This window comes from Streptomyces sp. NRRL WC-3626, from assembly GCF_000718785.1.
Lineage (GTDB): Bacteria > Actinomycetota > Actinomycetes > Streptomycetales > Streptomycetaceae > Streptomyces > Streptomyces edwardsiae.
Map to the genome: position 1 here is coordinate 329,906 of NZ_JOCA01000001.1, position 18,993 is coordinate 348,898.

The 18,993-nt window shown below is 73.6% G+C and carries 15 protein-coding genes; 9 read left to right on the forward strand and 6 right to left on the reverse strand.

Features of this window, described 5'->3' with window-relative positions:
* Positions 1-30 precede the first annotated feature (30 nt).
* From IF28_RS0101520 to IF28_RS0101530, 3 genes are read left to right on the forward strand one after another with little or no spacing between them, the layout of a single operon-like run.
* Positions 31-1,212, forward strand: a complete 1,182-nt coding sequence (locus IF28_RS0101520; RefSeq protein WP_037892302.1) for an MAB_1171c family putative transporter — start codon at positions 31-33, stop codon at positions 1,210-1,212.
* On the forward strand, positions 1,205-2,623 hold the full coding sequence (locus tag IF28_RS0101525; protein ID WP_030212603.1) for an NAD(P)/FAD-dependent oxidoreductase: 1,419 nt from the start codon (positions 1,205-1,207) through the stop codon (positions 2,621-2,623). Before IF28_RS0101520 ends, IF28_RS0101525 begins: the two co-directional genes overlap by 8 nt.
* 42 nt (positions 2,624-2,665) lie before the next feature.
* Positions 2,666-3,877, forward strand: a complete 1,212-nt coding sequence (locus IF28_RS0101530) for an MFS transporter (protein ID WP_037892304.1) — start codon at positions 2,666-2,668, stop codon at positions 3,875-3,877.
* Between the two features lie 7 nt (positions 3,878-3,884).
* On the opposite strand, the gene IF28_RS0101535 is transcribed toward IF28_RS0101530, so the two are convergent.
* The gene (locus IF28_RS0101535; RefSeq protein WP_030212607.1) at positions 3,885-5,729 is read right to left on the reverse strand and encodes a glycoside hydrolase family 76 protein; all 1,845 of its coding nucleotides are present in this window, start codon (positions 5,727-5,729) and stop codon (positions 3,885-3,887) included.
* Entirely contained in the window at positions 5,729-7,207 is a 1,479-nt protein-coding gene (locus tag IF28_RS0101540; protein WP_030212610.1) for a glycoside hydrolase family 76 protein, read from the reverse strand. The genes IF28_RS0101535 and IF28_RS0101540 overlap by 1 nt, the downstream gene beginning before the upstream one ends.
* 383 nt (positions 7,208-7,590) lie before the next feature.
* Between IF28_RS0101540 and IF28_RS0101545 the strand changes: the two genes are divergently transcribed.
* From IF28_RS0101545 to IF28_RS0101555, 3 genes are all read left to right on the forward strand, one after another.
* Complete coding sequence (locus IF28_RS0101545) at positions 7,591-8,898, forward strand: DUF692 domain-containing protein (RefSeq protein ID WP_030212613.1); 1,308 nt, start codon at positions 7,591-7,593, stop codon at positions 8,896-8,898.
* Positions 8,899-9,009: 111 nt separating this feature from the next.
* On the forward strand, positions 9,010-9,786 hold the full coding sequence (locus IF28_RS0101550; protein WP_030212615.1) for a TIGR04222 domain-containing membrane protein: 777 nt from the start codon (positions 9,010-9,012) through the stop codon (positions 9,784-9,786).
* An 89-nt stretch (positions 9,787-9,875) separates the two neighbouring features.
* Positions 9,876-11,486, forward strand: coding sequence for an alpha/beta hydrolase (locus IF28_RS0101555; RefSeq protein ID WP_030212617.1), 1,611 nt, complete (start codon positions 9,876-9,878; stop codon positions 11,484-11,486).
* On the opposite strand, the gene hemQ is transcribed toward IF28_RS0101555, so the two are convergent.
* Both hemQ and hemG read right to left on the reverse strand, forming a co-directional pair.
* Entirely contained in the window at positions 11,487-12,212 is a 726-nt protein-coding gene (gene hemQ, locus IF28_RS0101560; protein WP_030212619.1) for a hydrogen peroxide-dependent heme synthase, read from the reverse strand.
* A gap of 4 nt (positions 12,213-12,216) precedes the next feature.
* Positions 12,217-13,674 carry a protoporphyrinogen oxidase gene (gene hemG, locus IF28_RS0101565; protein WP_030212622.1) on the reverse strand — a complete coding sequence of 486 codons (1,458 nt, stop codon included), beginning with the start codon at positions 13,672-13,674 and terminating at the stop codon, positions 12,217-12,219.
* Positions 13,675-13,830: 156 nt separating this feature from the next.
* Between hemG and IF28_RS0101570 the strand changes: the two genes are divergently transcribed.
* A complete protein-coding gene (locus tag IF28_RS0101570) occupies positions 13,831-14,814 on the forward strand; it encodes a DUF4349 domain-containing protein (protein ID WP_030212625.1) in 984 nt (327 codons plus the stop codon).
* 48 nt (positions 14,815-14,862) lie between these two features.
* Positions 14,863-16,260, forward strand: coding sequence for an FAD-dependent oxidoreductase (locus IF28_RS0101575; protein WP_030212628.1), 1,398 nt, complete (start codon positions 14,863-14,865; stop codon positions 16,258-16,260).
* 227 nt (positions 16,261-16,487) lie between these two features.
* Here the strand turns inward: IF28_RS0101575 and IF28_RS0101580 are convergent, their stop codons facing one another.
* Entirely contained in the window at positions 16,488-16,832 is a 345-nt protein-coding gene (locus IF28_RS0101580; RefSeq protein ID WP_030212631.1) for a hypothetical protein, read from the reverse strand.
* Positions 16,833-16,964: 132 nt separating this feature from the next.
* Between IF28_RS0101580 and IF28_RS0101585 the strand changes: the two genes are divergently transcribed.
* Positions 16,965-17,792 carry a rhomboid family intramembrane serine protease gene (locus IF28_RS0101585; RefSeq protein WP_030212634.1) on the forward strand — a complete coding sequence of 276 codons (828 nt, stop codon included), beginning with the start codon at positions 16,965-16,967 and terminating at the stop codon, positions 17,790-17,792.
* A gap of 30 nt (positions 17,793-17,822) precedes the next feature.
* Here the strand turns inward: IF28_RS0101585 and hemE are convergent, their stop codons facing one another.
* Complete coding sequence (gene hemE, locus IF28_RS0101590; RefSeq protein WP_030212642.1) at positions 17,823-18,917, reverse strand: uroporphyrinogen decarboxylase; 1,095 nt, start codon at positions 18,915-18,917, stop codon at positions 17,823-17,825.
* Between the last annotated feature and the right edge of the window lie 76 nt (positions 18,918-18,993).

Here is an 18,993-nt window from a genome sequence, read left to right on the forward strand (position 1 = left end):
CTGCCCGCCTCTCCCACCGAGGAGTCCCCGGTGACCCACGGCCCCAGCAACACCGCGTTCTACATCTGCGGGGCGTTACTCCTGGCGATCTGCCTGGTGAAGCTCCCCGCGCTGTTCCGCCGGCGCCAGGACACGCTTCTGCGGGTGGCGTGCCTGCTGCTCCTCACCGCGGCATTGGTCTTCTTCTTCGCGGCGCCCGATTCGATCGCCGCGCTCAACCGCTTCACCGGGGTGCCGAACTTCGCCGCGCCGGTGGCGTATTCGGCGATGGCCGCGTTCTCCGGGGCCAGTCTGCTGCTGATCATCAACTGGCGTCCCTCGCCGCCAGAGCGGACCCGCCGGGCCTCACGCGTCTGCGTCGCGGTCTACAGCCTCGTCGTCGTGGCGATCGTCGTGCTGTTCCGGCTGGGCGACGCGCCGGTGGAACAACTCACGCTGTTCGACGGCTACTACGCCACCACGCCGTACATCAGGGAGATGATCGTCGTGTACCTGCTGGCGCAGGGTGCGGCGACCCTGTCCGTCAGCGTCCTGTGCTGGCGCTGGTCCACGCAGGTGCACGGTTCGCTGCGCGCCGGTCTGCGGATCCTCGCCCCCGCCTACCTGCTCCACGTGTGTTACGACGTCGTCAAACTCGTCGCGGTCGGCGCGGCGTGGACCGGGCACGACCTGAACTTCCTCATCGACCGGGTCGCCCCCCAGTTCGCCGCTCCGTCCGCCCTGCTCGCCGTCACCGGGTTCAGCCTTCCCCTGCTCGGTCCGCGTGCGGCGGAGACACTGGGCTCGCTGCGCCGGTTCCGGGCACTCGCCCCGCTGTGGCGGGAGCTGCGGCATGTGCCGACGCCCGGGGCCGGCCGCACGTCGCTGCCGTGGTGGTCCTCGCCGGCCGTGCGCCTGACGTGGCGGCAGACCAGCATCTACGACGCGCTGCTCGTCCTGGCCCCGTACCTCGACACCGCGGTACGCGACCGCGCGCACCTCGCCGCGCTCTCCCGGGGAGTCGACGACCGGGGCGCCGCGATCGCCGCGGACGCGGCCATGATCGTCGCGGCCGGGGCTCAGCGGCCGGCGGCCGGGCGCGCCAGGACCGCCGGGCCGCCGCCGTGGCGTCCGCACGACCTCGTCCCGCTCTCCCGGGCACTCGCCTCCCCCGTCGTCACCGATCTCCGCGGCACCGCGGTGCCCCCGCAGAAAGCAGTTCGTCATGACTGAACGGTCACACCCGCGGCCGACCAGAGCCGTCGTCATCGGCGGCAGCATCGCCGGCATGCTCGCCGCCGCCGCCGTCAAGGACCACGTCGACCGGGTCGAGATCCTCGAGACGCACGAGATACCCGCGGGGCCGGAGCCGCGCGCCGGCGTGCCGCAGGCCGCGCACTTCCACATCCTGCTCTCCGGCGGGGCCGACGCGGTCGACGACCTTCTGCCGGGAGCGGTCGGCCGGCTCCTCGCGGCGGGCGCGCACCGCGTACCCATGACCACCAACATGATCATGTACTCCCCCGAGGGCTGGTACCGCCGCTGGAAGCGGGACAGCCACCATCTGATCGCCGCCAGCAGGGACCTGACCGACTTCGTGGTCCGTGAGCACGTCCTCAAGGCCCCGAACGTCACCGTCCGCCCGCTCACCAGGGTCACCGCACTGCTGGGGGACGCCCGCCGGATCACGGGCGTACGCGTACGGGAGGCCGGCGGTGCGGAGTCGGAGGTGACCGCCGACCTCGTCGTCGACGCCTCCGGCCGCGCCTCGCGTACCCCGCGCTGGCTGGCGGAGCTGGGACTCGGGCGGGTACGGGAGGACCGGCTCGACTCCGGGCTGGCCTACGCCAGCCGCGTCTACCGCGCTCCCGTGGCCACCCGGAACTGGCCCGTGATCAACATCCAGGCCGACCCGCGGCTGCCCCGGGCCGGCGGCATCGTCCCCATCGAGGACGGGCGCTGGCACGTCAGCCTGATGGGTACCTCCGGCGGGCAGCCCACCCGGGATCCGGACGCCTTCGCGCCGTACGCCCGGACGCTGCGGCATCCCGTCGTCGCGGACCTGCTCGACCGTGCGGAGCCGCTCACCGACGTCGTGGTCACGCGCAGCACGGTCAACCGCCGCTACTACTACGAGCGGTTGGGATCCTGGCCGGAAGGGCTCGTCGCGGTGGGCGACTCCGTCGCCGCGTTCAACCCGGTCTACGGCCACGGCATGTCGGTGGCCGCACTGGGCGCCGTCGCGCTCCGCGACCGGCTGGCGGCCGCCGGCCTGCGCACCGGACTGGCGCGGCAGGCGCAACGGGCCATCGCCCGCCCGGTTCACCTCGCCTGGAGCCTCGCCGTCGGCCAGGACATCCACTACCCCACGACCACGGGCGGGAAGGCCGGCTTCGCCGACCGGCTCCTGCACCGCTACGTCAGCCGCCTCTCCCGCACCGCCACGGGCTCGTACCACGTCGCGACGGCGATGACGGACGTACTGACGCTGCAGACGTCAGGCATCTCCCTGCTCCGCCCCGGCGTCCTGGCCGCGGCGGTGAGGGGCCCGTCGCGCCCCCAGCTCACCGCTCCCACGTTCACACCGTCGGAGCGCCGCCTCATGGACGAGGCGGACATCGTCCTGTCGGCGGCCGGTGGCTGATTGACGTCGGAGGCCCGCGCGGGACGCGTAGGGTGCGGCGCCGTGGCTGTGGATTGCGATCATCATCCTGTTCTCTGGCGTGACCGGCAGTTCCTGCTGCTCGCCTCGGCCCGGACCGTCTCGGTCCTCGGCAACGGGTTCGCCCGGGTGGCGCTCGGGTTCGCCGTGCTGGGGCTGCCCGGTGCGACGCCGGGTCGGCTGTCGCTGGTGCTGGCCTGTCAGGCGCTGCCGCAGCTGTTGTTCATCCTGGTCGGCGGGGTGATCGCCGACCGGATGTCCCGGGCGCGGCTCATGGTGGCCGCCGACATCGTGGGCGCGGGCGCGTACGCCGGTCTGGCCGCCCTGGTCCTGTCGGGGCACGCCCCGCTGCTCCTCATGTGTGTGCTGGCGGTGGTGGCCGGCACCGCGACCGCCCTGTTCTCCCCCGCGATGGACGGTCTGGTGCCGCTCGTGGTGCCGGCGGGTCGGCTGCAGCAGGCGAACGGGCTGCTGCGGGTGGGCACCAACACGTCCCTGCTGCTCGGGCTCGCCCTGTCGGGCGTCACCGTCGCGTGGATCGGCGCCGGCTGGGCGCTGGCGCTCAACGCCGGGTCGTTCGTCGTCAGCGCGGTGCTCACGGCGCGGCTGCGGGTCCCCGGCCGGGCGGGGAAGTCGTCCTCCGCCCTGGACGATCTGAAGGAGGGCTGGCGGGAGTTCGCCTCGCGCCAGTGGCTGTGGGTGGTCGTGGCGCAGTACACCGTCGTGGTGGCCGCGCTGAACGCCAACGCGGGTGTCCTGGGGCCCCTGGTGGCCGAGGAGGAGCTGGGCGGCGCCCGCGCGTGGTCCGTGATCGTCGCAGCGCAGGCGCTCGGCACCATCGCGGGCGCCGGGCTGGCCGCCCGGGTGCGGGTCGGCCGGCCCGTGCTGGTGGCGGTGCTGGCCACGTTTCCCGCCGCCCTGCCGATCGCCCTGCTGGCCGCTTCGGCACCGGTGTGGGTGACCGCCGTGGCCATGTTCTGCTCGGGGATCGCCGCGGACGTCTTCGCCGTGCTGTGGTCCACCACCATCCAGCGCGAGATCCCCGAGGAGTCGCTGTCCCGTGTCGCCTCCTACGAGTGGTTCGGGTCGCTGGCGTTCGCGCCGCTGGGGCTGCTCGTGGCCGGGCCCGCCGCCGATGCCGTCGGCACCCAGGAGGCGCTGGCGGGGTGTGCCGGGCTGATCGTGGTCGCCACCGCCGCGGCCCTGCTGGCTCCCCAGGTCCGCGGGCGGCGGTGACCGGGGGTCAGGGGGCCGCGGTGAGGGCCGACAGGGCGCCGGCCTGGGTGCGCCAGTCGGTCTGGTTGGGGGTGGTGCCGGACCAGCGTTGGCCGAGGCGGTTGAGGGGGTCGCGGTCGGTGGTCCAGATCGAGTCGGACTGGCGGGCGAGGTAGGTGCGGTAGGCGGTCGAGCCGGTGGCGTCGGCGAGGTCGGCGAGGTGGCGTACGAAGATTCCCTTGAACTGCTTCTGGTTGTCGTCGCAGGAGGCCGTGCCGATGTCGCAGGACTCGGTGAGGATGCCGTCGCGGGTCAGCCGGGGTGAGGTCGTCGCCGCGTCCGCCAGGCGTCGGGCGGTGTCGAGATAGCGGGCCCCGCCGGTGGACCGCCAGAGCTGGGTGAAGGCGCCGATGGCCAGGCCCTGGTTGTAACTCCACACCGTCTGGCCGTTGTTGGCGCAGGAGCGGGTCAGGCCGTCGTTGACCAGGCCCGAGGAGTTGATCAGCCCGCTGTCCAGGTACCAGTCCGCCGCCGTGGTCGCGCGCTCGCCCCACACCGTGTCACCGGCGAGGCGCTGGTGCAGCGCGGTCGTCAGCCACAGGTACAGGCCGCTGGTGACGGCGTTCTTGTAGGTGTGCTCCCGGTCCCACCACATGCCGCCGCCGCAGGTGGACGGGTCCCAGTGCTGGTGCAGATAGCCGGCGATGGTCACCGCCTCGTCCAGGTAACGCCGTTCACGTGTCCGGTCGTACGCGGTCACCCACGCGATGCCCCACCAGCCCGCGTCGTCGACGGCGCGGCTGATGAAGTGGCCCTCGACCGGGTCCGAACTGCGGGCGCCCGCGGGGAAGACGCCCTTGTTCTGCTCGAAGGTGCGGGAGACGGCCCAGTCGTAGTCGTGCCGTCCGGTCTTCCGGGCGAAGTCCATGACCGTGGTGATCGCGACCGCCGAGTTCCACCAACTGCTGCGCCACCAGCCCTCGTCGGTCCGGTACGACGCCATCAGCGCGTCGGCCGCGGCGCGTGCCCGGGTCGGCGCGGGCCGGGCCCACGCCGTACAACCGCCCTCCTGGTGGGCCGCTTCCCGGCCGCACGCGCGGACCGCGCCGCCGGGGAGAAGGCCGCGCGGGTCCCGGGTGGCGTACATGTCCGTACGGGTGCCGGCCGCGCCGGACGGGACGCCCGTGCGGCCGAGGGAGGAGCCCTCCGGCCAGGTCGCGCCGCCGTCCCAGGAGCGGTCGAGCCAGATCTCGTCGCCCGCGCCGCCGTTCTCGATGACGCCCCACGCCATGCCGTTCGCGTGGTCCATGTGGAGGCTGATGGTGCGCCCGAACAGGGTCGCCGCCGGTACCGGGCGGTCGTCGCCGGCCGCGCCGGCCGGGTCGGCGCCGTCGCACGACGTGCCGTCGCAGACCCGCGGGTACACCCAGTCGGTGCAGGCGACCCCGGCCGCGTCGCCGCAGGCGCGGATCCAGCCGCGCCGGCGGCCGACCGGGTCGGTGATGTTGTACATCAGCGTCCGCGTACCGGTCCAGGTGCCGGGAACGGACGCCTTGCCGAGGAGGGGTTCCCAGGTGGCGCCGCGGTCCCAGGAGCGGTCCAGCCATACGGCGTCCCCGGTGACAGCGTTGTCGATGCTCGCCCAGGCCATGCTGTCCGGATCGGACACATGCAGCCGCAGGGTCCTGCCGTTGATGTTCCGGGCCGGTACGGGGAAGGTGTCCCGCGCCGCCCTGGACGGGTCGAGGGTGTCGCAGGCCAGCGCGCACACCGGCGTCGCCGCCCGCGCGGGGGCGGGCAGGGCGACCAGCCCGGCCAGGGCGAGGCCGAGGGCCACTATGGTGCCGAGGAAGCGGTGAGCGCGGTCGGACATCATCTCTTCCCTTCCGTCGGTCGGGGTGCGGCGTTGAACAGATCGACGGCGCTGTGCTGACGCGCCGCGTCCACGGTGTCGAGCGGCCCGTACCAGCGCAGCCCGTACTGGTCGAGGGCGTTGCGGTCGCTCGCGTGGGCGCGGTCGGCCTGCCGCCGGAGGTAGGGGGTGTACGGGTGGTCCGCGAGTACGGTGTTCAGCTCCCCGAGCCCGCGTACGTGCGCGCCCTTGAACGACGGCCCGTCCGCGCCGCAGTCGCCGTTCTCGCAGGGGTCGCGCAGGATGCCGTCCGCCGTGTTGAGCGCGGACGAGGTGGTGGCGGCGTCGGCGATCCGGCGTGCGTCGGTGAGCAGGCCGCCGTCGCCGGTCGCCCGGTACAGCTCGGTGAGGGCGCCGAGCAGCACGCCCTGGTTGTACGACCACACCGTGTCGCCGTTGTTGCGGCAGGTCCCGAGGCCGATACCGTCGTTGACCAGGTTCGAGCCGTTCACCATGCCCGTGCCCCGGAACCAGGACCAGCCGGCCCGTGCCCGGTCGAGGTGGGTCCGCTCGCCCGGGATCCGGTTGTGCAGCGCGGCGTTGAGCTCGATGTAGAGGGAGTTGGCGATCGCGTTCTTGTACGTCCGGGCGGTGCTCCACCACACCCCGCCGCCGCAGGTGGAGTCCCAGTGGGCGGCCATGTGGTCGGCGTCCGCGCGGGCGGTGGCGAGATAGCGGCTGTCGCCGGTGAGATCGTAGGCGGCCACCCAGGCCAGGCCCCACCAGCCGGTGTCGTCGACGTACTCGTTGCGGAACTGCCCCTGCCGCGCGTTCACGTTGAGGTCGTAGGTGCGGGCGACGGCGTACCGGTAACTGCCCATGCCCGACACGCGGATGTTGTCGATGACGGCGGTGAGCGCGTTCGCCGAGTTCCACCAGCCGGTGGTGGCGAACAGGCCGGTCGAGTAGTCGTAGAGCGTCATCAGCCCGGTGGCCGCCGCGGTGCGCCGGTCGCCGGCGTTCCATGTGGTGCGCGCCCAGGCGGTGCAGGCGATCTCGGGGCGGTCACCGGCCCTGCCGCAGGCCCGCAGCGCGCCGACGCCGTGCGCGCCCCAGTCGTCGACGTTGTACATCAGGGTGCGCCATCCGCGCTGCCCCGACGGTACGGCGGTGGCGCCGAGCCTGCTTCCCCGGCTCCAGGTCCGGCCGCCGTCGAAGGAGCGGTCGAGCCAGACCTCGTCACCGGGGCCGCCGTTGCCGACCGAGGCCCAGCCCATCGCGTCGGCGTCGTCGAAGTGCAGGACGACCGACCGTCCGTGGACGCTCGCCGTGACGGGTGCGCGGTCGCCCGGGGAGAGGGCGGGGTCACGGCCGTCGCAGTACGTGTTGCAGACGGCGGCGGAGACGGACGCGGACGCGGTAGGGGGCAGCAGCGCGCACAGGGTGAGCGCGAGCAGGACCGCGAGCTGCCGTCGGCGGGTTCTTCGGAGGAGATCCATGGGCGGACTGCTCCCTCTGTGGGGCGCCTTCCTGCCCTGATGACACCTGAGGGGGCCGCGCGCGGACCCGCCGGCGACAGCGACGGGCCCCTCGCACACGGGGCAGGGTGCTAGGCGGAGGTGGGGGGTTGAGAGCGCTCTCGCAAAGTAGTACTGAGCAGGGAGAGCGTCAACGAGTCGGACATGAAAGGAAGTTGCGCGAGAAAGTGGAGGGTTGCCGGTACTTCGTGCCGGATCCGCACCGCCACGGCGCGGCGTGGCGCCGGCCCTCGGCGCAACCTCAAATGTTGCTCTGAAGGCGGCGGAGGACGGTTCGGGGGCGAACCGGGGGGTGATACCCCTCTCACTACGGGGGCCGGACGGGGCCGGGAGGGGTGGGGACGATGGTGTGGCTGGGGACGGGGATCGGGTGGCGGCCGGAGATCGCGGAGGCCGTCGAGAACATGCCGGGGATCGACTGGGTCGAGGCCGTGGCCGAGAACGTGTGTCCCGGGCATCTGCCCGAGTCGCTGGTACGACTGCGCGAGCGCGGGGTGACCGTCGTGCCGCACGGGGTGTCGCTCGGGCTCGGCGGGGCCGAGCGGCCCGACGAGGGGCGGCTGGCCGCGCTCGCGGAGCGGGCCGAGGCGTTCGGGTCGCCGCTCGTCACCGAGCACATCGCGTTCGTCCGGGCGGGCGGCGCGCTGACCGCCTCCGGGCCGCTCGAGGCCGGGCATCTGCTGCCGGTGCCGCGCACCCGCGACGCCCTCGACGTGCTGTGCGAGAACGTCCGTATCGCGCAGGACGCGCTGCCCGTGCCGCTCGCCGTGGAGAACATCGCCGCGCTGATCTCCTGGCCCGGGGAGGAGATGACCGAGGGCCAGTTCCTCTACGAACTCGCCGACCGGACCGGCGTACGGCTTCTCATCGACGTCGCCAACCTGCACACGAATCACGTCAACCGGGGCGAGGACCCGGCCGAGGCGCTCGCCGGACTGCCCCTGGAGGCCATCGCGTACGTCCATGTCGCCGGCGGGTTCGAGCGGGACGGCGTGTGGCACGACAGCCACGCCCACCCCGTGCCGCGGCCGGTGCTCGATGTGCTCACCGACCTCGCCTCCCGCGTCTCCCCTCCCGGCGTACTGCTGGAGCGGGACGAGAACTTCCCCGAAGCGGAGGAGATACGGGGGGAGTTGGACGCCATCCGGCGGGCCGTCGAGGAGGGGGCGGGGCGCCGACCGAAGACGGGGGCGGCCCCGGTCGCGGGCGTCCGCACCGGCACCCGGCAGGGCGCCGGTGACGCCACCCGGCAGCGGCTCGCGCTCGCGCAGACCGCCGTGCTGTCCGCGCTGGTCGCCGGGACGCCCGTGCCCGAGGGGTTCGACCGGGTGCGGATGGGGGTGCAGGCGCGGGCGCTCGCCGCCAAGCGGGCCGATGTCGTCGCCAGGGTCGCGCCCGAACTGCCGGTGATCCTCGGCGACGGCTACCGGGCCGCGTTCCTCGCGTACGCGCAGACGCGGCCGATGACGGGCGGCTACCGGCGCGACGCGCTGGACTTCGCCGAGCACGTACTGGCCGAACGGCCGGGGAACACTCCCGCACGGCGCGAGCTGCGGGAGTGGTGGCTGGAGCGCGCCGGGTCGAGGCCGCGTTCGCGCAGGCCGGCGGTGCGGCTGGCGCGGGCCACCCGGCGGGTGCTGCTGCGGCGCTGAACCCCGGCGCACAGCCGACAATCCAAGCGGAACGTCACATACCCACAACACTCCGTCCGGATGGTGAACAAGGCATGGCGCGTTCGTGACCGTGTCGCTTACAAACAACTCATGTTCTGGGTCCCTCTGCTGCTCCTGGCCTGGGCCGTCGCCGGTGTGACGTGTCTGCGGCTGTGCCTGGCCGCCGTGCGCGGCGCCGCCATGGCCGACCCCGGCCCCGACACGGGAGCGGGACGCGATCTGACGCTGTACGAGGCCGCGTTCCTGTCCGGCGGCCCCGCGCGGGTCGCCGACGTCACGCTGATCGCGATGGCCCGCCAGCGGCGGCTGCTGCTCGCGCACACCGGCTGGGCGACCGTGGTCGACCCGCGCGGGCGGGACGAGATGGAACGGTCGGTGATAGGGGCGATAGGGCCGCAGGGTCAGTCGCCCCTCGCGCCGGTGCGGGCCGCCGCGGCGGCCGCGGACGCCGTGCGCGGGATATCCGAGCGGCTGGTCGGCGCCGGCCTCGCGGTGCCCGACGATGCCGGCACGAGCGTCGTGGACGCGGTACGGCAGGTGCGGCTCGCCGTGCCGGCGGTGGCCGGGCTGGGGGCGGTCGCCCTGCTGATGCCGGTCGCGTCGGAGATGCCGCGCCCGCTCGTCGCGCTGTGGTTCGTACTGCCGCTGGTGCTCACGCTGGGCTGTCTGGCCATAGCGCGGTTCGAGGTCCTCCCGTACTCGCCCTGGGCCTCCCCGGCGGGAGCGCGCCTGCTGGGCGCGCTCCCGCACGGCACCGACGACGACCGCGCGTATCTCACCACCGTCGCCGTGCGCGGCCTCCGCGCAGTGGGCGAACCCGAACTGCGCGCCGCCTTCGCGCACCGGGGGTCCCACGAGGCGCATTGACGCCGACACCCCGGCGATCGGTGCTTGCCTCGGGCCGCCGGCGTGCGAAACATCCCTTTTGTCGCCGCCGTGCACCGAAGGGATCGCCGATGAGAACCGCCGCCGTCCATATGGCCGCCGGGTCCTTGCTGCTCACCACCCTGGCCGCCGCCCCGGCCGCCGCACAGCCCGTCGGCGCCGCGGTGCGCGGCACGGCGACGGCCGCCGCGCGGGCCGCCGCGGCGGGCGTCGACTTCGGCGCGTGCCCCGCCGCACAGGAGCTCCCGGGCACCGTCCGGTGCGGCACCGTACGCGTCCCGCTCGACTACGCCCGCCCGGACGGCAAGCAGCTCGAACTCACCGTCAGCCGCGTCCGCGCCACCGGCAAGGACCCGGACAACGACAAGCACAAGGTGCGCCGGCAGGGCTCGCTGGTCCACAATCCGGGCGGGCCGGGCGCCAGTGGCATGTACTTCCCCATGGTGGGCGTGCTGCCCGAGTGGAAGCGCGTCGCGGCGGCCTACGACCTCGTCGGCTACGCCCCGCGCGGGGTGGGCCGTTCGGCACCGCTGTCCTGCGCGGACCCGGGGACGTTTTTCAAGGGCCCCGCGCAGGCGCCCGTACACCCGACGGCCGCGGAGAAGCGGGAGCGCGTCGCACGGGCCGAGGCCTACGCGCGCGGGTGCGCCGAGCGGGGCGGCGGCTCCCTGCGGTACTACAACTCACTCAACAACGCCCGTGACCTGGACGTCCTGCGCGCCGCGCTCGGCGAGAACCGGCTGACGTTCCTGGGCTCGTCGTACGGCACGTACCTCGGCGCGCTGTACGCCACCCTGTTCCCCTCGCACGTACGGCGGATGGTGTTCGACTCGGCGGTGAACCCGGACCCGAAGCGGATCTGGTACCGCAACAACCTCGACCAGTCGGCCGCGTTCGAGGACCGCTGGAGCGACTTCAAGACGTGGACGGCCCGGCACGACGACGTGTACGGACTCGGCGGCACCGCGCGCGAGGTGCAGCGCGCGTACGAGAAGGCGGCCGCGCGGCTGGCGAGGAAGCCGGCGGGCGGGAAGGTCGGGCCGGCGCAGTTGCAGGCGGCGTTCCTCAAGACCGGCTACTACGACGACTACTGGCCGTACCGCGCGCACGCCCTGTCGGCGTATCTGAAGGGCGATCCCGCGCCGCTGGTCGAACAGGCCCAGGACTGGCCGCAGGCCGCGGCGGAGGCGGAGAACACCCGCGCGGTGTACCTCGCGGTGGAGTGCAACGACGCGCCCTGGCCGGCGGACTGGGACGTGTGGGACCGGGACAACACCCGGCTCGCGCGCCGGGCGCCCTTCGAGACCTGGGGCAATGTGTGGACCAACCTGCCGTGCGCCTTCTGGAAGGCACCCCGGCAGCGTCCGCTGGACGTGCGCGCGGGGAGCGGCGAACTGCCGCCGACGCTGATCCTGGCGGCCGAGCGGGACGCGGCCACCCCGTACGACGGCGCCCTGGAGCTGCACCGGCGGCTGGCCGGGTCGACCCTGGTGACCGAGCGCGACGCGGGGAGCCACGGCCTCGCGGGCGGGCCCAACGCCTGCGTCAACGCCCATCTGGAGGAGTATCTGCTGGACGGCCGGGTGCCGGGGCGGCGCGCCTCCTGCGCACCGCACCCGGCACCGGAGCCGAAGCCGGTGGCGGCGGGCCGGACGGCCGAAGAGGCCCGGCCCGCCGTCTGATCAGGCCAGGCCGGCGACGAGTTCCGCGACGTCCTTGCGGCGGCCCGTGTAGAACGGCACCTCCTCGCGGACGTGCCTGCGGGCCTCCGAGCCGCGCAGATGGCGCATGAGGTCGACGATCCGGTCCAGTTCGTCGGCCTCGAAGGCGAGGATCCACTCGTAGTCGCCGAGGGAGAACGAGGCGACCGTGTTGGCGCGCACGTCGGGGTAGCCGCGGGCCATCTTGCCGTGGTCGGCGAGCATGCGCCGTCGGTCCTCGTCGGGCAGCAGGTACCAGTCGTAGGAGCGCACGAAGGGGTAGACGCTCACATAGTTGCGGGGCGTCTCGTCGGCGAGGAACGCCGGGATGTGCGACCGGTTGAACTCGGCGGGGCGGTGCAGCGCCATGTTCGACCAGACCGGCTCCAGCGCGCGGCCCAGCCTGGTGCGGCGGAACAGGTTGTAGGCCTCCTGGAGCTGGTCGGCCGTCTCGGCGTGCCACCAGATCATGAGGTCGGCGTCCGCGCGCAGGCCCGACACGTCGTAGGTGCCGCGGATCGTGACGTCCTTGGCGGCGAGCTGGTCGAACAGCTCCTGGACCTCGTCGGCGTACCCGGCGCGGTCCTCAGGCAGGACGTCCTTCAGCCTGAAGACGGACCAGAGGGTGTAGCGGATGACCTCGTTGAGGTCCTTGGCCAGCTTGCCCTTGTTGGGGATGCGGTCGGGGGTGGTGGCGTCGTCACTCATGTCCTCATTCTCCTGCTCCGCCGTGGAGGCTCTGCACCGGGTGGTCGGTGAGCTGCCGCACAGCGCGCGGGTCACCGTGGATCTGGTCGGCGGCGGCGTACGCGCTCGCGATGCACGCGGGGACGCCGACACCGTCGTAGGCCGCGCCGCACACGGCGAGACCGGCGAGAGACGCGAGGTGTTCGCGGACCCGGGCGACGCGCGCGTGGTGGCCGACGGGGTACTGGGGCAGGCCGTCCTGCCAGCGGGTGACGCGGGTGGCGACGGGGGTGGCGTCCAGGCCGACGGCGGCCTTCAGGTCGTGCCGGGAGACGTCCACGAGGCCGTCGTCGTCGCGGCCGAGGATCTCCGTCTCGCCGTGCCGGCCGACGGAGGTGCGCAGGACGGCCAGGTCCGGGTTCTCGTCGGCGATCCAGGCCCATTTGCGTGAGGCGAAGGTGGCCGCCTTGATGGTGTGTCCGTCGACGGGCGGCACCAGGAAGCCGCTGCCGTCGGGCAGGGCGGTCTCCGCGCGGCGGTAGGCGAGGGTGATCAGCGCCATGGAGGCGTACTCGACACCGGCGAGTTCGGCGGCGGCGCCGGGCGCCTCGGCGCGCAGCAGGGCGGCGGCGGCCGGGGCGGGGACGGCGACGACGACCGCGTCGGCGTGCAGCACCCGGTCGCCGGCGACGACCCGCCAGCCGTCCTCCGGTTCGCGGCGCAGTCCGGTGACCGGCGTACCGGTGAGGATCTCCGCGCCGCGCGCGCGTACGGACTCGGCGACCGCGAGCGGGAGGGTGCCCACACCGCCCGCGATGCCCATGAAGACGGGGCCGGCCTGCTGGGCGGCGGCGGACCCGGCCTGGATCCCGCGCACGGCCTCGGTGAGGGAGGTGTGGGTGCGCGCGGCCTCGAACAGCTGCGGCACCGCGGAGCGCATCGAGATGCGGTACGCGTCACCGGCGTACACCCCGCCGAGCAGGGGCTCGACCAGCCGGTCGACGACCTCCCGGCCAACGCGCGCCGCCACGTACTCGCCCACGGCCACGTCGTCGCCGACCTCCGTGCGGGGCAGGGCGGCGTCCCGTCCGATCCGGGCGAGCCCCTCGTCGGAGAGGACGCCGGCGAGGGCTTCGGCGGTGCCGGGTACGCCCATGACATGGCCCTTGGGCATGGGGTGCAGGGCGCCTCGGGTCCACAGGGAGGCGGAGGCGGTGGCCGGCGGCTGGAGGCGGTCGGCGAGGCCCACCTCGCGGGCGAGACCGACCGCCTCGGGGCGGCGGGCCAGCAGCGACTCGGCGCCGAGGTCGACGCGCGCGCCCGCGATCTCGCCCGGCAGCAGTTTGCCGCCGACCCGGTCCGAGGCCTCCAGCACGGTGACCCGCGCCCCGAGCTCCAGCAGCCGGTGCGCGGCGGCCAGCCCGGCGATTCCGGCTCCGACGACGACGATGTGCCGCCCCGGGGCCGCGTGTGTTCCGCTCATGGCTCCACCTTCTCAAACGCCACCGGTGGTCCCGCCAGGGCCATGTGGCCCTGTCGAGTCCCGACCGTGACCGCATCGGGACCGTCCGGCGCCAACGTCCCGCACCCCTCCCGCGTCGAAGGAGCGTCAGTCATCACCAGACGGGGGGACTCCCACATGCGTATACGACGATCCCGCGCCCTGGCCGGGGTCCTGCTGGCGGCGGCGGTCGCCGTCAGCGGGTGCAGCGGTTCGGCGGACGACTCCGGCGGATCGACCGCCGACCTGGCCGCGGACGCGCCCGCGGCGGGGCAGGCCGCGCAGCAGGACGCGAAGCAGGGCGCGGGAGGCGGTTCGGCCGAGGGCGCGAAGGCGACGGCGGCACCGAAGGCCACCGCGAACCACATCATCCGCACCGCCTCACTGACCGTGCGGGTCAAGGACGTACCGCAGGCGCTGGGCGAGGCCCGTACGGCGACGGAGACCGCCGGCGGCTACATCGGCGACGAGTCCACCGCCCGGGACGCGACGGGCCACGAGCGCACACGTGTGGTGCTGCGCGTGCCCGTGGAGAAGTACGACGAGGTCCTCACCGAGCTGGAGGGCACGGGCAAGCTCCTCCAGCGCGACGCCAAGGCGCGGGACGTCACCGACCAGGTGGTCGACGTGGAGTCCCGCATCACGTCCCAGCGGGCCAGTGTGGCGCGTATCCGGGAGCTGATGGACCGGGCCACCAGGCTCAGTGACGTGGTCACGCTGGAGGGCGAACTCAGCACCCGCCAGGCCGATCTGGAGTCCCTGCTCGCCCAGCAGGCGTCCCTGAAGGACCGCACCGGCCTGGCCACCATCACCCTCACCCTGTCCGAGACGCCGGTGAAGAAGGCGGTGAAGAAGGACGACGATCCCGGTTTCACGGACGCCCTCGCGGGCGGCTGGGACGCCTTCGTGACGATGCTGCGCTGGCTGGCCGTGGTGATCGGCGCGGTCCTGCCGTTCGCGGCGGTCGCGGCGCTGCTGGTCCTGCTGTGGCTGAAGGCCGTACGGCCCCGGCTGCCCCGGCGTCCGGAGCGGGCGCCCGCGACGACCGCGACGACCGCGCCGGGCCCGCTGCCGGCGCACCGGCCGGCGGCCGAGGGCACGGACGGGGACGGGAAGGGCTGAGGACTCCTCGGGCGGGCCCGAAATCCCCTGCCCCCGTAGCGTGTTCCCATGAACATGAGCGATGCGCGCGGTGCGAGGGAACGTCTGGTGGTGATCGGCGGTGACGCCGCGGGGATGTCCGCGGCGTCACAGGCCCGGCGGCTGAAGGGCCCGGACGAACTGGAGATCGTGGCGTTCGAGCGCGGTCACTTCACCTCCTTCTCGGCATGCGGCATCCCCTACTGGGTGGGCGGTGACGTCCCCGACCGGGAGCTGCTGATCGCCCGCACCGCCGAGGAGCACCGCGCGCGGGACATCGACCTGCGGATGCGCACCGAGGTCACGGAACTCGACGTGGACCGGGGGCGGGTGCGCGCGCGGGACCTCGATTCGGGCGCCGAGTCCTGGACGTCGTACGACAAACTCGTGATCGCGACCGGTGCGCGGCCGATCCGTCCGGAGCTGCCCGGCATGGACGCCCCCGGGGTGCACGGTGTGCAGACCCTGGACGACGGCCAGGCCCTCCTCGACACGCTGTCCCGCACGCGCGGGCGGCGGGCGGTGGTCGTCGGGGCCGGGTACATCGGTGTGGAGATGGCCGAGGCGATGATCAACCGCGGTTACGAGGTGACGGTCGTCAACCGGGGCAGGGAGCCCATGGCCACCCTCGATCCCGACATGGGACTCCTGGTGCACCGGGCCATGGAGGGCATGGGCATCACCATGGTCAACGACGCCGAGGTCACCCGGCTGCTCACCGGCGACGACGGCAGGGTGCGGGCGGTCGCCACGCGGGACGCCGAGTACCCGGCCGACGTCGTGATCCTCGGTATCGGGGTACGGCCGGAGACGGCCCTCGCGCGGACGGCCGGACTTCCGGTCGGGGAGCACGGCGGGCTGCTCACCGACCGGTCGATGCGGGTGCGCGGGTCCGAGAACATCTGGGCGGGCGGCGACTGCGTGGAGGTCCTCGACCTGGTCTCCGGGCAGCTGCGGCACATCCCGCTGGGCACGCACGCCAACAAGCACGGCCAGATCATCGGGGCGAACGCGGGCGGCGGCTACGCGACCTTCCCGGGTGTGGTCGGTACGGCGGTCAGCAAGGTGTGCGACCTGGAGATCGCCCGCACCGGGCTGCGCGAGAAGGACGCCCACCGCGTGGGGCTGCGGTTCGAGTCGGTCACCATCGAGTCGACCAGCCGCGCGGGCTACTACCCGAACGCCTCCCCCATGACGGTGAAGATGCTCGCCGAACTGCGCACCGGCCGCCTCCTCGGCGTCCAGATCGTCGGCCGCGAGGGCGCGGGCAAACGCGTGGACATCGCGGCGGTGGCCCTCACGGCGGGCATGACGGTCGACCGGATGACAGCCCTGGACCTCGGCTACGCCCCACCGTTCTCCCCGGTCTGGGACCCGATCCTGGTAGCGGCCAGAAAGGCGGCGGCGAAGATCAGGGCGAGCATGTGAGGAGGGGCGGATCAGCGCCCCTGGCGGTCTGCTTCCGTCGCCGCCGCTGCGGGCAGGCGTGCCGCTGGGGCGGCACGGGTGGGCGCAACGGCACCCGGCAAGCGCCGGCGAGTGAACCCACCCCCGCTGGCAGGGGCGCGGGACTGTGCCGGCTTGCGGCTCCGCCGCGTGGGCGCGACACGCCACGACGCCGCCGCACCCGGAGATGCGGCGGAACCCCTACGGCGTCACGCCGTCCCGTTGATCCGCTCGATCGCCTGCCGAGCCTGCTCCGCGGGCGGCCGGGACGGCAACGACGCCACAGAAGCGCCCGAGGCGCCGGCCTCCGGCATCGGCGCGGACGCCGGCGCCGCGGGCGCGGGCGCGGGCCTCGCGTGGGCGGCGCTCTTCACGGAGCGCAGCCGATGCCCCACCGCCTCCTCGAGCGTCACCGGCCGCTGCAGCTGTGCCGCGAGCCGCCCCGCCTCCTGGCCGAGCCGGGCGACGTCCTCCCACGGAATGCGCACCACGAGCGTGAGTTCGGCCTCGCCGTCCGGAGTCGCGTGCATCGCGGGAGTCACTCGGTCGTTCATCGCCAGTTTCCTCACGTAGGGCCCGCGGCCCCTTCCCCGGGCCGCGGGCGTTGACGAGTCATACGCACGGCCGGACGGCGGCGTTCAGCGGCGCCCCGGATTCACCGCCCGGCGCCCGGGCAGTAGTGGGATGTGGTCATCCCGGTCCATGACGTGAACCCCGCGCGGCGCACCCCCTGGGTGACGTACGCGCTCCTCGCCGCGAACTTCGTGGTCTTCGTCGTCCTCACGCCCGGCACGGTCGGGGGCGGCGGTCTGGCCGACCTGTGTCATCTGCAGGCGTTCCTGGACCGCTACGCGGCGGTGCCGCAGGAGCTGATCCACCACCGGCTGCCGGACCTCGTGCCCACGGGCGGCACCGGCGTGGGCCCACAGGGCCCCGGGTGCGTGATCGGCCCGCCGGGCTACGAGAAGTCGCCGGAGCTGAGCGTCCTGACGGCCATGTTCCTGCACGGCGGCTGGCTGCATCTGCTGGGCAACATGCTGTTCCTGTGGATCTTCGGCAACAACATCGAGGACCGCATGGGGCACGTCCGCTACCTGCTGTTCTACCTGGTCTGCGGGTATGCGGCCGCGTACGGCTTCGCCGTGCTCAACGCCGGCTCCGGCGAGCCTCTGATCGGCGCCTCCGGGGCGATCGCCGGCGTGCTGGGCGCCTATCTGGTGCTGTATCCGAAGGCCCGCGTCTGGGTCCTCGTCCCGTTCCTGATCTTCCTGCCGCTGCGGCTGCCCGCCTGGATGGTGCTGGGCCTGTGGTTCGTGCTGCAGGCGGTGTACTCGTCCGGGCAGGGCGTCACCGACGCGGGGACGGTGGCGTACGTGGCGCACGTCGTCGGTTTCGTGGCGGGCATGCTGCTCGCCTGGCCGCTGCGTCCGGGCACTCCCCCGCCGCCCGAGCCACGGGGTGTGCTGTTCGGCAGAGGGGCGCGGCCGGGGCGGCGGTCCGGGTGGCCCGGATAGTCCGCCCCGGTCCCGGGCGTACGCGGCGGGTCAGCGTGCCGTGCGGGTGTGGACGTACTCCACGAGGCGGGTGAGGGCGTCCGCGTCGGTGTTCGGCATGACGCCGTGGCCGAGGTTGAAGATGTGGCCCTCCAGGCCGGCGGCCGAGTCCAGGACCTCCTGTGCCTTCGTCTCGACGGCCTCCCGGCCGGCGAACAGCACGGTCGGGTCGAGGTTGCCCTGGATCGCCTTGCCGGGGCCGACCCGGCGGGCGGCCTCGTCCAGCGGGACGCGCCAGTCGGCGCCGACGACGTCCGCGCCGGCCTCGCCCATGGGCTTCAGCAGTTCACCGGTGCCGACGCCGAAGTGGATGCGCGGGACGCCGTAGCCGGCCACCGCGTCGAACACCTTCGTGGAGGAGGCCAGCACCGAGCGCCGGTAGTCGGCCGGGGCGAGGGCGCCCGCCCAGGAGTCGAAGAGCTGGACGGCGGAGGCGCCGGCCTCGATCTGCACCTTCAGGAAGGCGGCGGTGATGTCGGCGAGACGGTCGAGCAGGTCGGCCCAGAGCTCCGGGTCGCCGTACATCATCGCCTTGGCGTTCTCGTACGTACGCGACGGGCCGCCCTCGACGAGGTAGCTCGCGAGGGTGAAGGGGGCGCCGGCGAAGCCGATCAGCGGGGTGGACCCGAGCTCGCGGGTGAGCATGCCGACGGCCTCGGTGACGTAGGAGACGTCCTCGGGGGTGAGGTCGCGCAGCCGGGCGAGGTCGGCGCGGGTGCGCACCGGCTGCTCGACGACCGGGCCGATGCCGGGCTTGATGTCGAGGTCGATGCCGATGGCCTTGAGCGGGACGACGATGTCGCTGAAGTAGATCGCGGCGTCGACATGGTGGCGGCGCACCGGCTGCAGGGTGATCTCGGTGACCAGGTCGGGGCGCATGCAGGAGTCGAGCATGCCGATGCCCTCGCGGACCTTGCGGTACTCCGGCAGTGAGCGGCCGGCCTGGCGCATGAACCACACCGGCGTGTGCGGCACGGGCTCGCGCCGGCACGCCTTGAGGAAGGCCGATTCCCGGACTGCATCGTTCCTGACGGGAGCGGGGGTCACGGTCGGCGTCTGGCCCGTCGGGCTCGCGTTGGCACTCACCCGGCCAGTCTCCCATGAGCCGCCCGAGTGCCGGGACCCGCCCGTTGGCCGAGGCCTCGCGGGGCGGGATCCGGAC

Coding starts and splice junctions, on each gene's coding strand:
- IF28_RS0101545 (WP_030212613.1), top strand. CDS start 7,591: ATGGTGTGGCTGGGGACGGGGATCGGGTGGCGGCCGGAGATCGCGGAG.
- IF28_RS0101570 (WP_030212625.1), top strand. CDS start 13,831: ATGCGTATACGACGATCCCGCGCCCTGGCCGGGGTCCTGCTGGCGGCG.
- IF28_RS0101535 (WP_030212607.1), bottom strand. CDS start 5,729: ATGTCCGACCGCGCTCACCGCTTCCTCGGCACCATAGTGGCCCTCGGC.
- IF28_RS0101550 (WP_030212615.1), top strand. CDS start 9,010: ATGTTCTGGGTCCCTCTGCTGCTCCTGGCCTGGGCCGTCGCCGGTGTG.
- IF28_RS0101540 (WP_030212610.1), bottom strand. CDS start 7,207: ATGGATCTCCTCCGAAGAACCCGCCGACGGCAGCTCGCGGTCCTGCTC.
- hemQ (WP_030212619.1), bottom strand. CDS start 12,212: ATGAGTGACGACGCCACCACCCCCGACCGCATCCCCAACAAGGGCAAG.
- IF28_RS0101555 (WP_030212617.1), top strand. CDS start 9,876: ATGAGAACCGCCGCCGTCCATATGGCCGCCGGGTCCTTGCTGCTCACC.
- IF28_RS0101525 (WP_030212603.1), top strand. CDS start 1,205: ATGACTGAACGGTCACACCCGCGGCCGACCAGAGCCGTCGTCATCGGC.
- hemG (WP_030212622.1), bottom strand. CDS start 13,674: ATGAGCGGAACACACGCGGCCCCGGGGCGGCACATCGTCGTCGTCGGA.
- IF28_RS0101575 (WP_030212628.1), top strand. CDS start 14,863: ATGAACATGAGCGATGCGCGCGGTGCGAGGGAACGTCTGGTGGTGATC.
- IF28_RS0101580 (WP_030212631.1), bottom strand. CDS start 16,832: ATGAACGACCGAGTGACTCCCGCGATGCACGCGACTCCGGACGGCGAG.